Genomic DNA, 13,998 nt, shown 5'->3' with positions numbered 1-13,998 from the left:
AGCGCGTAGGCCGGACAAGTACAACGTATTTCAGCAGTCAATTAACCGGCGTCAACCTGCGGTTTACGGCTGTGTTTACGGAGCAGACGTAACACTGGCGGTACGACAATGACCATGATCGCCATGATCAGCAGGGCTTTGGCAACGCCGCTTTGCCACAAAATCGCCATATTGCCGTTACTGATGGAGAGTGCGCGACGCAGGTTCTGCTCCAGCATTTCCCCCAGTACGAACCCCAGGATCAGCGGTGACATGGGGAAGTGCATTTTACGTAAAATGTACCCTAACACGCCGAGCGCGACCATCAGCACCAGATCGAAGGTGGTGCTGTGTACCGCATACACCCCTACCGCCGATACGGCAGCGATGGCGGGTACCAGGAACCACAGCGGAATGGTGAGCATACGGGTGAACAGACCGATCAACGGGATATTCATGATCAGCAGCATCACGTTCGCAATCAGCAGCGCAGCGATGAGTCCCCAGACGATATCCGGCTGTTCGGTGAACATCGCCGGGCCTGGCGTGATGTTGTACAGCGTCAGCGCCCCCATCATCACTGCCGTAGTGCCGGAACCGGGAACGCCCAGCGTCAGCATCGGGATGAAGGAGCCGCAGGCAGAGGCGTTGTTTGCCGCCTCCGGCGCCGCGACGCCGCGAATATCCCCTTTGCCGAAGCTATCGCTGTTGCCGCTGAGTTTTTTCTCGGTCATATAGGTAATGGCGCTGGCAATGGTCGCCCCGGCGCCGGGCAATACGCCGACAAAAAAGCCGATTACCGAAGAACGCAGGGTGGTGCCGATACACTGCGCGCCTTCTTTCAGGTTGAACAACATTCGACCCGTTTTGCGGACCATTGTTTGCCCGCTGCTGGTATGTTCCAGCATTAAAAGTATTTCTGATACCGAGAACAGGCCGATCACCACGACGATAAACTGTACGCCGTCGGAAAGATGAACGCTGTCAAAGGTAAAGCGATAAACCCCGGTGTTGGCGTCCACGCCGACGGTCGCAAGGCCAAGACCGATCAGCGCTGCCAGAAATGATTTAAGCGGGTTTTGCGCCATCATGCTGCCAAGACAGGCGATGGCAAAAACCATTAAGGCGAAATATTCCGCCGGCCCAAAGGCCAGCGACCATTGCGCCAGTAAAGGGGCGAACAGAATGATGCCGCCGATAGCGATTAATGAACCGAAAAATGAGCTGACTGCGGAAATCGACAGCGCTACGCCGCCTTTCCCTTGCTGCGCCATCGGGTAACCGTCCAGCGCCGTCATGATCGCCGCCGCATCGCCGGGGACGTTGAGCAATATGGAGGAGATCCTGCCGCCATACTCACAGCCAATGTACACCGTCGCCAGCAGAATTAGCGCCGACTCCGCAGGCAGATGCAACGCAAAGGCCAGCGGCAGTAAGATTGCCACGCCGTTGATCGGTCCCAGACCCGGCAGCAGACCGACGATCGTGCCCACGAAGCAGCCAATCAACGCGATAACCAGGTTTTCCGGCGTCATCGCCACCGCAAAGCCCTGAGAAAGATATATCCAGGTATCCATCGTTGCTCCGTTAACTCAGCCAGGCGCCGAGAGGTAAGGTGACATCAAGCAGCCGGTCAAAGGCATACCACAGCAGAATGCCCAATACCGCGCCGGAGATACCCGCCGCCGGAATCGTGGCGCCGAACAGCATCCCGATAACCATGGTGAGAAGCGCGGTGGCGATGGGAAAACCCAGCCATTCGAATCCCCAGGCATACATCAACAGGATGATGATCATGGTAATTAGCTTTTGCAGAACATGGCGGCGCGGCCAGCTCACCGTGTCGGGATGGCGCAATAACAGCGCCAGCGCGCAGAGCGCCATCAGGCCGATAATCCCCAGCGGAAAAGGGCGGGGGCCGACGGGTTCATAGCTGTATTCGCTTTGGATCTGCCAGGCGATGAATAGCCCGGCGATACAGAGCAACAGCCAGATACCCGCAAAGATACGATCGCTCATCATTGCCTCCGCGATTATTTCGCGAGTCCGAAGGCTTTCGCCTGTTCACGGTAATCAGTAACCTGTTTTTTCACGTAGTCATCGAGCTGCTGGCCGGTCATGTCGAACTCAAACAGGCCGCGCAGATCGCGCTGCTTTTTAAACTCGTCGGTTTGCTGGAGCTTCTTGAAGGTATCCACCCACCACTGGTAATCGGCATCGCTGACTTTGGGCCCGACGTAGAAGCCGCGAATAATCGGCCACACCAGGTCGTAGCCCTGTTCTTTAGCGGTAGGGATATTGGCAAGCTGGCCCGGCAGACGATTTTCTGAAAAGACGGCAAGCACGCGGATTTTGTCGCCGCCCAGATAAGGCACCATTTCACTGAGATCGCCGGAGACAACCTGAACATGGTTGCCCATTAATGCCGTCACCGGCTCGCCGCCGCCCTCAAAGGCAACGTAGCGCATCTTGTGCGGGTCGACGTTCGCCTTTTGCGCCAGCAATGCCGACTTCATCCAGTCCTGGCTGCCAATAGAGGCGCCAGCGCCAATGACCACGCTGTTGGGATCTTTTTCCATCGCCGTCATCAGATCTTTCAGCGTTTTCCACGGAGAATCCGCACGCACGGCGATCATGCCGTAATCAGTGCCCACGCTTGCCAGCCAGCGCACATCATCCACGCCGTAGCGACCAAATTTCCCCTGCGACAGGTTGAGCAGCGAACCGCCGGAAAAGGCGACCACAGTCCCGGGTTCGCCAGGGCGTTGGGCGACTATCGCGTTATAGGCCACAGCGCCGACGCCGCCGGGCATATACGTTACCCGCATGGGTTTCTCGATAGCGCCAGTCTCCAGCAAACTCACCTGAATCAGCTTACAGGTGAGGTCGAAACCGCCGCCAGGTTTGGCTGGCGCGATACATTCCGTTCGCGACGGCGCCTCCTGCGCCAGAACAGAGGTACTCATTAATAAAATGCTTGCAGTAAGGGTACGAAGTAATTGTTTTTTCATTTTTTATCCTCACGCCGGACGTCCGGATTTTTCAGGTTCGGAAGAAGATTTTTGTGATTATGTGAGCCGACATGTAGCAGTTCGGTTGCGTGATTGTTAAAACAATAACCTTTCAATTCCCTTTCAATGCGGCAGAAACTTTACAGGATGTGATATGCGTCTCTTATTGGCAGAAGATAACCGTGAGCTGGCTCACTGGCTGGAGAAAGCGCTGGTGCAAAACGGCTTTGCCGTGGACTGCGTATTTGACGGCCTGGCGGCTGACCATCTTCTGCACAGTGAAATGTACGCGCTGGCGGTGCTGGATATCAATATGCCGGGAATGGATGGACTGGAGGTGGTGCAACGGCTGCGTAAACGCGGTCAGACCTTGCCCGTTTTGCTGCTCACGGCGCGAAGCGCGGTGGCGGATCGCGTAAAAGGTCTCAACGTCGGCGCGGATGACTATCTGCCGAAACCCTTTGAACTGGAAGAGCTGGATGCCCGTTTACGGGCCTTGCTCCGACGCAGCGCTGGGCAGGTTCATGAAGTTCAGCAACTGGGGGAATTGATCTTTCATGATGAAGGGTATTTTCTGTTACAGGGGCAGCCGTTAGCGCTGACGCCGCGTGAGCAGGCGCTCTTAACCGTATTGATGTACCGACGAACGCGACCAGTTTCGCGTCAGCAGCTTTTTGAACAGGTGTTCAGCCTGAACGATGAGGTAAGCCCTGAAAGCATTGAACTTTATATTCATCGACTGCGTAAAAAACTTCAGGGAAGCGATGTACGAATTACGACGCTGCGCGGCCTGGGTTATGTGCTGGAGCGCGGCGATGAAGTGGGTTAAGCCGCAATCGTTGTACCTGCAACTCTTACTGTTCCTGGGGTTGCCGCTGATTCTGCTATGGGGGCTGTCGGCGTTTAACAGTTATGTCAATGCGCTACAGGCCGCCACTCAGGCTTATGATCGTACGTTGCTCTCCTCGGCGCGAACGGTATCGGAACGGCTGGTGGTGCGCAATAACCATCTGGAAGTTAACGTGCCCTGGGTGGTGCTGGATAGCTTCGAGCTTAATATGAATGATCGACTCTATTACAAAGTCGTCGACCCTTCCGGAAAGGTCATTTCCGGTTATGACGATCTGCCCGTCATGCCGCCCGCTACGCCCCGTACCCGGCTTTATCCGGCGCTGGCGTGGTTCTATCATACCGAGTATCGCGGCGAGGCGATCCGCGTGGCGCGTTTGCTACAGCCGGTCAACGAAGGCGGCATTATCGGCATGGCGGAGATTTATGTCGCAGAGACGCTGCAGTCCCGTCGTTATCTGGCGGGCCAACTGCTGTTCTCTTCCTGGATCTCACAGGGTCTGCTGGTGTTGCTGACCCTGGTGCTGGTTGGCTGGTTATTACGCCGGATCCTGCGCCCTATGCGTCAACTTTCGTCATTAATGGTACGCCGCGAACCGGGTCTGTTAACGCCGCTGCCGGAACTGCTGCCGTGGTCGGAAACACGCTTGTTAATCGTGGCGTTTAATCGCTACATTGACAGGCTCCGCGGCATCCTCTCCCGGCAGGAACGCTTTAGCGCCGATGCTTCTCACCAGTTAAAAACGCCGCTGGCGGTGTTAAAAACGCAGGCGGCGGTGGCGTTAGCCAGCCAGCACCCTCATCACTGGTACGAAAGTCTGCAGGCGATGAGCGTAACGCTGGATAGCACCATTCAGCTCACGGAAAGATTGTTGCAACTTTCTGCGGTAAAGCATAAAGAGCAGGGCGAGCGGCGTTTTTCCCCGGTGAATCTGTACGATATCGTACAGAGCGGCTGTTTTACCCGTCTGGCGCAGGCGCGCAGTAAACATATCGACCTGGGCTACGAAGGCGAACAGGAAGCGATGTGGATCGAGGGGGATGAGGTACTGCTTAGCGAGCTATGCGGAAACTTGCTGGATAATGCGCTGAAATACACGCCTGAGCAAGGCATCGTCACCGCGCGGCTTGAACGGGATGGCGATGCCGTGACGCTGGTTGTCGAAGATAGCGGTCCCGGCATCGATGATGAACACATCCATCTGGCGCTACAGCCGTTCCACCGGCTCGATAACGTAGGAAATGTGGCCGGGGCGGGCATTGGTCTGGCTTTGGTCAATGATATCGCACGCCTGCACCGTACTCATCCCCATTTTTCCCGTAGCGAAGCGTTGGGAGGGTTATACGTTCGGATACGCTTTTTAAGCCTTGTTCCGCAGTAATGCGGACAAATGTGTCAGCGGTAAAGCACGTTTACAAAAAGTCGCATCTTGAGGTGTGACGTTTTAATCAAATGATCATACATTCCCCCTACAAACCGTAGCGTTAATTAAAAATATAGTGGGTGCAGGGGCATGAATAATCATACTAAACGACGGGGAATAGCATTAACCGTCTTTCTTGTCGGGGTTAACATCCTGGCCTGGATTTGGGCGTTCTGTGTTTTTCATCACCATGCCGTCATGCTAAGCGCAGCCATACTGGCGTATAGCTTTGGGCTGCGTCATGCGGTTGATGCCGATCATATCGCAGCCATCGATACCGTCACCCGTAAACTGATGCAGCAGGGTAAAACGCCTTTAGGCGTGGGGGCGTTTTTTTCATTGGGTCATTCGACCATTGTCGTTCTGGCATGTCTGGCGATTGTTGTGACGTCGATGGCATTTCGCGATCGTATTGATGTTTTGCATCAATATGGTTCGTTGATTGGTACGGCTGTTTCCGCTTTTTTTCTGCTGGCGATGGCCCTGCTTAACCTGTTTATTTTGTTCAACGTCTGGCGGCAATTTCGCTCGGTTACCCGCGGCGAGTCAGTGAGGGCGCATGACGAGGCGATACCTGGCGGGCTGATGACGCGTATATTTCAGCGTACGTTTCGTTTGGTCACTTCCAGTTGGCATATGTATTTTGTCGGTTTTCTGTTTGGTCTGGGATTTGATACCGCAACCGAGGTTGGGTTGCTGGGCATTTCCGCTTCAGCAGCTAACCAGGGGCTATCTCTCTGGTCAATGATGATTTTTCCTGTGCTGTTTACCGCCGGGATGGCGCTGGTAGATTCCCTGGATAACTTTGTCATGGTCGGCGCTTACGGTTGGGCTTTCTCGCATCCATTACGTAAGCTTTATTATAATATGACCATTACCGCCGCATCCGTCATTGTCGCGCTGGCGATTGGCGGGCTTGAGGCGCTGGGGTTGATTGATGATGCGTTACAGTTAAGCGGAACATTTTGGCAGACCGTCAGCACGCTTAACGATCATATGGGGAATGTGGGCTTCTGGGTAGTGGGTGCTTTTGTGCTATTCTGGCTGCTCTCGGTGTTGAATTATCGCTGGCGCGGCTATGATAAAATCACCCTCAATACCTGATTGATTTCTTTAAAAATAGCATTTCGGCAGTGGTGTCATATCATTGCCGAAGCATTTTATCTCCTGAGAGTATATTCTTCCCGGTAAGTGCGTTATTTTTCATGCTTGCCTTTCGTTATCAATTTAAGCAATCCGATATAACATACAATACCAAAAATAATAATAACAGTTGTATACCCAAGAATCAGCCAGTCTGCATGTGTCATAATATAATCCAGTTATCAGGTATCCCGTGTTAAGGCGATCTTTAAGCCTGTTGTCAGCAAGAACCACTGTACCCGTTCAGTGCTGTTGGCAATAACGTATTGTTTATGCACAAGAGCGTTGTTACAAATAACGTATACATTGAGCATAGACCCCACCCGCATTTTTGTAATGCCATAAAGCAAGGCTACTCCTTTAATCTACTGACGGTATGCCAGGCCAGAAGAGATAAAAGGGTAGTTGTCATCATCATCTGTTCCTGACGCCAGGTTAATGACACACACATATGAAAATGTATAACCGCTGCACGCTTTTTAGCACGTTATCTGTAACATACCGTGTTAATCAATTCCATAAAACCGAGTATAGTGTAAGTGAATTTCGAGTAATTGTCATTATGATTATATGGTGGTTAACTTATTTTTTAAATTCTGATTAAATTTTCGTTTTTTATCAGTTCATCAGGATTTATGAAAAATCTGGACGTAAAAAACATATTTACGTCCAGGCTTTCTTTTTAGCAAATCGATTTTCCGGTAAAATAGGGGGTCGACCACATGCGCTTATATTCCCATTCAGGCTTTAGTATGCCGATGGAAAAAAGCAATTTTTTTTGTCTTTCCTGGCAGTAATGTCTGGCACGGCTAATATTTAGCCACATTAGTATGCTGCCGGGACTGAGTGGCCTGCACTCATTTTTAATTGCACCATTAGATACGTCAAAGTAGATGTTCATCTGGCTTTCAGATTTCAGTACAATATCAAATGCACAGGGTATCCCTTCAATATAAAGAATATGCCCAAACAGAAGGTGATGCAGTTGACTAAAAAAGTTGGCAAGGTTATCAGCGGGATAGCAGGATGAAGTATTGCCGAAACGAGACCGAAATAACTCGATAAAAATATGAGTCAGTTCATCAGAAGAACAATCAGCAACGCTTTTTACACTTCCGCCTTTTTTAAGAAACCGCTGATATTCATTACGGCGTGTTTTTTCAAACTTAGAAGAGAACGTTTCTTTGACCAGACAATTTTGTTTCTTTCTGGCGAGTTTCCATATGGCATTGCGTATTTGTGGCTGATGCAACGCCGAAAGTCGGTTAGTACGATCGGGCAAGAAGCAGCGTAAATCTGGCGCCATCGGAATAAGTATCTCATCTGAAGATAGCGGGAAGGTTCTGCGCGTCAGGATACCAATATTCTGATCATTACAGATAAAGTAGGCGCCTTTAATCTTATCATCTTCTTTATAGTGGAAGAATTTAAAATGCCAGTTATAGCGCTTCATGAAATAATCCACAATATCTGGGTGCATATTGATACTACCGCCGTATTGCGTAAACACCTCCCGGTATAGGGAAAAGGAAGACGGTTGCCAGCGGGTTAATATACGCTTAACTTCTTGTATTTTCACCAAAACTCCTGACTTAGCTTACTGAAAATGCTATTTTGTATTATTTTTTTGCTTAACCAAATAAAAATGTGACAAATGTTTAGCTTGTATTTAATGGTTAACATGCTAATCGATGACGTTATGGTGAAGGGAATAAGATTAAGATGTTGATCATAACATGAGTGAAAGCGACGGTTTAATGCCGCGCTATTCACTCGCAAGCCATTCTGTATTTAACCATCCAGTAGCGATACAGATTTCAAAAGATCCGCTGAACGGTAGCAGGATCTGCACATCCGCGTATGAAATAGTTCTACCGGGAGAGGCTGTTGACCTCTTGTATTATTGTATCCAGAATATGATAGCGTTTCCGATACTCTGCGCGTTTTTTGCTGGGGATACTTTCAGGCGCTTTACGCATCACCTGTGATGGCAGATGATATAAGGCACCTTTCTTAACGCCGTTTAGCGACTCCCAGAATTCACTATAGCTGGCCACAAAAGTTTTTTTCTTCTGGAATAAGTACCGGAGTTGACGATAAACATGGTTGTTTTCACTGACCGCATAAATCTCGTCGACATTACAGGCCTGCATCAATGTCGCAAATGCTTCATACAGCATCCGTTTAGGAAAGAGACCGTAACAATCTTTGGTGGCGTTACGTATGACTTGTGGGCCGATATGTTTACTGGGCCCTTGTAACCCGGCAACCAGCGCTATTTGCTTCCCTTCATGGCGGATAAAGGAAAATGATAAACGTGCCAACGGCGTATCATTGAAGCACAGCGTTAATGTCAGTTCACCTTCTCTGTCATAGCCACAGGGACCGCAGTAGATATCTACCAGAGCACCGTTTTTTCCTTCCAGGTGAGCGAGTAAGATTTGTTCCTCGGACAGGAGGATCTTTTTAATTTTACTTTCCGGAAAGGACTGAACGAACTGGTAGTGTTCCAGAATAGCTTTTGCCCGGCAACGTATGCTAAGCCCGGTATACAAATAGGGCCGCTGGATTTTTGCCGGCAACAGTGGACGATGAATAATCAGCGTTCTGGGCTGAGACAGATGGCATAATTCATTGAAGTATTTAATTGTCGTTACGGGGTTAATAAGGCAACGTAATAAAAATTTATAACGAAACTTACGCTCTCCCCAGCGTTTATGGCGATAAGGCGTCTGCGCCATGACTTCTTTTAACATTAATAATGGATTATATCTTTCCATATCACTTTGCTGCATCGTCATACTACGGCTCTACTACTCGATAGACTTATAACCGAGACGGTAGCCTGATTGAGTTAAACGTAAAGGCAACGAAGAAGGTCTGTACAGACGATGTTGTTAAACAGTTTATCAATGGCGGTAATAAAATGCCTGAACACGCTTTTTAATAGGTTTTCTGCTAATGAGTGGGATGAGTCCAGAACGTAGTATTAAAACGAATGCCGTGTTTATTATTTTAAATGATGTTATATACTCTAAATAATTCGAGTTGCAGGAAGGCGGCAAGCGAGCGAATCCCCAGGAGCTTACTAAAGTAAGTGACTGGGGTGAGGGAACGCGGCCGCAGCACATGCAACTTGAAGTATGACGAGTATAAGCCAATATATTTATTTGGCTGCTATTGTGTAAGCCAGACAGCAACGCGTCGTGATACGTTATTATGTAACCAGACGTAAAGGGGGTATTCACCTTATCTCTAAATGCAAATCTATATGATAAATTTTATCATGCACTGTGTTGCTGTCTCTGGGAGAAAATATATGGAGCGTTCACTCGATAGTCTGGCTGGTATGGCTAAATCTGCTTTTGGCGCGGGGACTTCTGCTGCTATGCGGCAAGCTACCTCGCCCAAAACCATTCTGGAATATATCATTAACTTTTTTACCTGTGGTGGGATACGTCGGAGAAATGAAACACAATATCAGGAATTGATAGAGACTATGGCTGAGACATTGAAAAGTACAATGCCTGACAGAGGTGCTCCGTTGCCAGAAAACATCATCCTGGATGATATGGATGGGTGTCGTGTCGAATTTAATCTTCCTGGTGAGAATAACGAAGCTGGACAAGTTATTGTACGAGTCAGTAAAGGCGACCATTCTGAGACAAGAGAAATTCCGCTTGCCTCTTTTGAAAAAATATGCCGAGCTTTACTATTCAGATGCGAATTTTCTCTCCCTCAGGATTCTGTAATATTAACTGCCCAGGGAGGCATGAATCTTAAAGGCGCTGTCCTTACCGGAGCAAATCTGACGTCAGAAAATTTATGTGACGCAGACTTAAGCGGCGCAAATTTAGAGGGGGCAGTGCTGTTTATGGCGGATTGTGAAGGTGCAAATTTTAAGGGCGCAAATCTATCGGGAACATCACTAGGCGACAGTAATTTCAAGAACGCCTGTCTGGAAGATAGCATTATGTGTGGCGCTACCCTCGATCACGCTAATCTTACTGGCGCCAATTTACAACACGCGAGTCTGTTAGGCTGTAGCATGATAGAATGTAATTGCTCCGGTGCAAATATGGATCACACTAATCTTTCAGGCGCAACCCTTATACGTGCTGATATGAGCGGTGCGACATTACAGGGTGCTACTATAATGGCTGCAATTATGGAAGGCGCTGTCTTAACCCGGGCAAACCTGCGAAAGGCGAGTTTCATTTCTACGAACCTGGACGGGGCTGATTTGGCTGAGGCTAATTTAAACAATACCTGTTTTAAAGATTGTACACTAACCGATTTGCGTACTGAAGACGCCACAATGTCTACAAGCACACAAACACTCTTTAACGAATTTTATAGTGAAAATATTTAGCCCTTTTTGACGTAAATCTGAAATAAAAGCAATGTAAGAATAACAATCTGCTACTGAATAGTAGCTGAGAGTAAATTATTTACAGTATCTTTTATTATTACAGGAGTATGCGACGGTAAAAATATCTGAATAACCATTCCTATTTTCTCAAGTAGAACTTCCAACTAAAGCGAATTGTTTGAAAAGGAAAACGCTATGCCTGGATGTATAAGTGCCTGTTCGTGCGTTGTCAGCTCGACGCCTCCCGATCCTAAGGCCCCCCCTAAGCCTAAGTGGATAGAGTTAAAAGGTTATTGTGTTACATGTACTAGTCAGGAGGATATTCGTCCACCTAAAGAGGGTGAACCAAAGCAAAAAATGACACCCAGGGATTTAGTGCTGTTACGCGGTCTTTTAAAAGACCTGGGGGTAACACAAAATCCCTGGCAAGACCCGACAGTAAAACCCAATAACTGTGGGTTGCCATATTTTCCAGTAGTTCCTGGAGAACGAGAAACTGATGTTTGATGGTTTTCTGTCTGCAAAGCGCCTGATAAATATTACCAGGCGCTTTGTATGTTGGTGCCAACATCACTTTCATCATCAAATATCGAATGGCTACAATCGTATCCGATCCCGCCATTACCCAGACGGAAAGTCGCTGGCAAACTGTAAGAATGGTTCGCCGTCGGCAGGGAAGCGGCGGTGAACCCTGAACCGTGCTATACCATCTTACCTGGGTGTTTCTTGTGATTAACGATCTGAAAAATAGTTTTATTTTATCTATTTCTGTTTTGTAAAACCTCCGTTCAGTAGGCGCATTCTGCCCCCCTTCCCGGATTTACTGGCAAAGCGGAGCCCGGACAGAGAGTCATATTGCAAAATCCCGTTTCCGTTTTTTTATTACCAGATTTTTGTGGTCGAAAGATTGCCTTTTCCTTAATTGAATGATAATTATTATCATTAGCATATGATAATAATTACTATATAGACGTAACCTGGCAAGGATGTGAGCTTGAGGGCAACAGCGCTACTTTAGACATTATTTAGGGAATGGGTATGAGAGTTAAGAAGTTCATCTGGTTAATAACCGTGGTTTCTACAGGGGTTAATAGTCCATTATCAGCAGCAGAATCTACTGACGACAACGGCGAAACGATGGTGGTTGAATCCACCGCCGAGCAAGTATTAAAGCAACAGCCGGGCGTTTCGATTATTACTCGTGACGATATTCAAAAGAATCCTCCCGTTAACGATCTTGCCGATATTATTCGTAAGATGCCTGGGGTTAATCTTACCGGCAATAGCGCCTCGGGGACGCGCGGAAATAACCGACAAATTGATATTCGTGGTATGGGGCCGGAAAATACCTTAGTGCTGATTGACGGCGTGCCGGTGACGTCGCGAAATTCGGTTCGCTATAGCTGGCGCGGAGAACGCGACACCCGTGGCGATACGAACTGGGTACCGCCGGAGATGGTAGAACGTATTGAAGTGATCCGTGGGCCCGCCGTCGCGCGCTATGGCTCCGGTGCCGCTGGCGGGGTGGTGAATATCATCACCAAACGTCCGACTAACGACTGGCACGGCTCGCTGTCGCTCTATACCAACCAGCCGGAAAGCAGCAAAGAAGGTGACACCCGGCGGGGTAACTTTAGCCTTAGCGGTCCGTTGGCTGGTGATACGTTGACGATGCGCCTGTACGGTAATCTCAACAGAACCGATGCCGATAGCTGGGATATTAACTCCTCCGCCGGTACCAAAAATGCCGCCGGACGGGAGGGGGTCACCAATAAAGATATTAATAGCGTCTTCTCATGGAAAATGACCCCGCAGCAAATCCTTGATTTTGAAGCGGGATATAGTCGGCAGGGGAATATTTATGCTGGCGATACGCAAAACAGTACTTCAAACGCGGTTACCAAAAGTCTGGCGCAGTCCGGGCGGGAGACCAATCGCCTGTACCGGCAGAATTACGGTCTAACTCATAACGGCATCTGGGACTGGGGGCAAAGCCGCCTGGGGTTCTACTATGAAAAAACCGATAACACCCGCATGAATGAGGGGCTCTCCGGCGGCGGCGAGGGGCGTATTACCAACGACCAGACGTTCACCACTAACCGCCTGACCTCGTATCGCACCAGCGGCGAGGTGAATGTCCCGGTGATATGGCTATTTGAGCAAACGCTCACCGTCGGCGCGGAGTGGAACCGCGATGAGCTGAACGATCCTTCCTCTACCAGTCTGACGGTTAAGGATAGCAATATCGCCGGGATTCCCGGTTCGGCGGCTAACCGTAGCAGCAAAAATAAATCGGAAATCAGTGCGCTGTACGTTGAAGATAATATCGAACCTATGGCCGGTACCAATATTATTCCGGGTCTGCGTTTTGACTATTTGAGCGAATCCGGGAGTAATTTTAGTCCCAGTCTTAACCTTTCCCAGGAGTTAGGTGAATACGTCAAGGTGAAAGCCGGTATTGCCCGTGCCTTTAAGGCTCCGAACTTGTATCAAACCAGTGAGGGGTATTTACTCTATTCGAAAGGCAACGGTTGTCCAAAAGATATTACGTCGGGCGGCTGTTACCTGGTTGGTAATAAGAACCTCGATCCTGAAATTAGTATCAATAAAGAGATTGGGCTGGAATTTACCGTAGACGATTATCACGCAAGCGTAACGTATTTCCGTAACGATTATCAGAATAAGATTGTCGCAGGTGATCAGATTATTGGCAGAAGCGCATCTGGCGCTTATGTATTGCAGTGGCAGAACGGCGGTAAAGCGCTGATTGAAGGTATTGAAGCCAGCATGGCTGTTCCGCTGATGCCGGACCGTCTGAACTGGAATACCAATGCGACTTATATGATTGCTTCTGAGCAAAAAGATACCGGCAATCCCTTATCGATAATCCCGAAATATACGGTGAATACCTTCCTCGACTGGACTATCACCAGCGCGCTCTCCGCTAACGTCAACTGGACGTTATACGGCAAGCAAAAACCGCGAACACATGCGGAGTCGCGTAGTGAAGAGACCAAAGGATTGTCCGGGAAAGCGCTGGGGGCTTACTCACTGGTCGGCGCTAACGTTAACTACGATATCAATAAGAACCTGCGTCTTAATGTCGGTATCAGCAATATCTTCGATAAACAGATCTATCGCTCCGCCGAAGGGGCAAATACCTATAACGAACCGGGGCGGGCTTATTATGCCGGTGTGACGGCCTCGTTTTGATGGATTA

The 13,998-nt window shown here is 49.1% G+C and carries 11 protein-coding genes, 1 pseudogene and 9 other annotated features; of the genes and pseudogenes, 6 read left to right on the top strand and 6 right to left on the bottom strand.

All coding sequences use genetic code 11. The features are described from left to right. Positions 1-41: 41 nt before the first annotated feature. From STM2788 to STM2786, 3 genes are all read right to left on the bottom strand, one after another. Positions 42-1,562 (bottom strand): tricarboxylic transport protein gene (locus STM2788; RefSeq protein ID NP_461714.1). Within the gene, positions 42-1,556 belong to an annotated coding region; the region does not span the whole gene. Then, positions 1,557-1,562: a ribosome-binding site (putative RBS for STM2788; RegulonDB:STMS1H002860), on the bottom strand. Its footprint overlaps the gene before it by 6 nt. Positions 1,563-1,566: 4 nt before the next feature. Then, positions 1,567-2,007 (bottom strand): tricarboxylic transport protein gene (locus STM2787; RefSeq protein ID NP_461713.3). Within the gene, positions 1,567-2,001 belong to an annotated coding region; the region does not span the whole gene. Next, positions 2,002-2,007, bottom strand: a ribosome-binding site (putative RBS for STM2787; RegulonDB:STMS1H002859). It overlaps the preceding gene by 6 nt. A 5-nt stretch (positions 2,008-2,012) precedes the next feature. Beyond that, positions 2,013-2,997, bottom strand: a protein-coding gene (locus STM2786; protein NP_461712.1) for a tricarboxylic transport protein. Within the gene, positions 2,013-2,990 belong to an annotated coding region; the region does not span the whole gene. Next, positions 2,992-2,997: a ribosome-binding site (putative RBS for STM2786; RegulonDB:STMS1H002858), on the bottom strand. It overlaps the preceding gene by 6 nt. Positions 2,998-3,137: 140 nt before the next feature. After that, positions 3,138-3,143 (top strand) — a ribosome-binding site (putative RBS for tctD; RegulonDB:STMS1H002857). Between STM2786 and tctD the strand changes: the two genes are divergently transcribed. The 3 genes from tctD (at position 3,138) to nxiA (ending at position 6,367) form a co-directional block, all read left to right on the top strand. Further along, the gene (tctD, locus tag STM2785) for a tricarboxylic transport regulatory protein (protein ID NP_461711.1) occupies positions 3,138-3,819 on the top strand. Within the gene, positions 3,145-3,819 belong to an annotated coding region; the region does not span the whole gene. Its footprint overlaps the feature before it by 6 nt. After that, positions 3,799-3,804 (top strand) — a ribosome-binding site (putative RBS for tctE; RegulonDB:STMS1H002856). It overlaps the preceding gene by 6 nt. Next, positions 3,799-5,221, top strand: a protein-coding gene (tctE, locus tag STM2784) for a tricarboxylic transport regulatory protein (RefSeq protein NP_461710.1). Within the gene, positions 3,806-5,221 belong to an annotated coding region; the region does not span the whole gene. Before tctD ends, tctE begins: the two co-directional genes overlap by 21 nt. Before the next feature lie 125 nt (positions 5,222-5,346). After that, positions 5,347-5,352: a ribosome-binding site (putative RBS for nxiA; RegulonDB:STMS1H002855), on the top strand. Beyond that, the gene (nxiA, locus tag STM2783; protein NP_461709.1) for a putative nickel transporter occupies positions 5,347-6,367 on the top strand. Within the gene, positions 5,354-6,367 belong to an annotated coding region; the region does not span the whole gene. (Overlaps the previous feature by 6 nt.) A 721-nt stretch (positions 6,368-7,088) precedes the next feature. Here nxiA and mig-14 read toward each other — a convergent pair. Then, positions 7,089-7,993 (bottom strand): putative transcription activator gene (mig-14, locus tag STM2782; protein ID NP_461708.1). Within the gene, positions 7,089-7,985 belong to an annotated coding region; the region does not span the whole gene. Beyond that, positions 7,988-7,993, bottom strand: a ribosome-binding site (putative RBS for mig-14; RegulonDB:STMS1H002854). It overlaps the preceding gene by 6 nt. A gap of 284 nt (positions 7,994-8,277) precedes the next feature. After that, complete coding sequence (gene virK, locus STM2781; protein NP_461707.1) at positions 8,278-9,207, bottom strand: virK-like protein; 930 nt, start codon at positions 9,205-9,207, stop codon at positions 8,278-8,280. 513 nt (positions 9,208-9,720) lie between these two features. Further along, positions 9,721-9,726, top strand: a ribosome-binding site (putative RBS for STM2780; RegulonDB:STMS1H002853). Between virK and STM2780 the strand changes: the two genes are divergently transcribed. Further along, positions 9,721-10,778, top strand: a protein-coding gene (locus STM2780; protein NP_461706.1) for a pipB-like protein. Within the gene, positions 9,726-10,778 belong to an annotated coding region; the region does not span the whole gene. Its footprint overlaps the feature before it by 6 nt. Before the next feature lie 174 nt (positions 10,779-10,952). Continuing rightward, complete coding sequence (locus STM2779; RefSeq protein NP_449164.1) at positions 10,953-11,285, top strand: putative inner membrane protein; 333 nt, start codon at positions 10,953-10,955, stop codon at positions 11,283-11,285. On the opposite strand, the pseudogene STM2778 reads toward STM2779, so the two are convergent. Continuing rightward, positions 11,172-11,486: pseudogene (locus STM2778) on the bottom strand (pseudogene; frameshift). The gene STM2779 and the pseudogene STM2778 sit on opposite strands and share 114 nt — an antisense overlap. A 319-nt stretch (positions 11,487-11,805) precedes the next feature. Then, positions 11,806-11,811: a ribosome-binding site (putative RBS for iroN; RegulonDB:STMS1H002851), on the top strand. Here STM2778 and iroN point away from each other — a divergent pair. Beyond that, positions 11,806-13,991, top strand: a protein-coding gene (gene iroN, locus STM2777; protein NP_461704.3) for a TonB-dependent siderophore receptor protein. Within the gene, positions 11,811-13,991 belong to an annotated coding region; the region does not span the whole gene. (Overlaps the previous feature by 6 nt.) Positions 13,992-13,998 lie beyond the last annotated feature (7 nt).

It is taken from the genome of Salmonella enterica subsp. enterica serovar Typhimurium str. LT2, assembly GCF_000006945.2.
In the GTDB taxonomy this organism is placed as follows: domain Bacteria; phylum Pseudomonadota; class Gammaproteobacteria; order Enterobacterales; family Enterobacteriaceae; genus Salmonella; species Salmonella enterica.
Note: the sequence above shows the minus strand (reverse complement) of the source record. Positions and strands in the feature narration are given on the sequence as shown.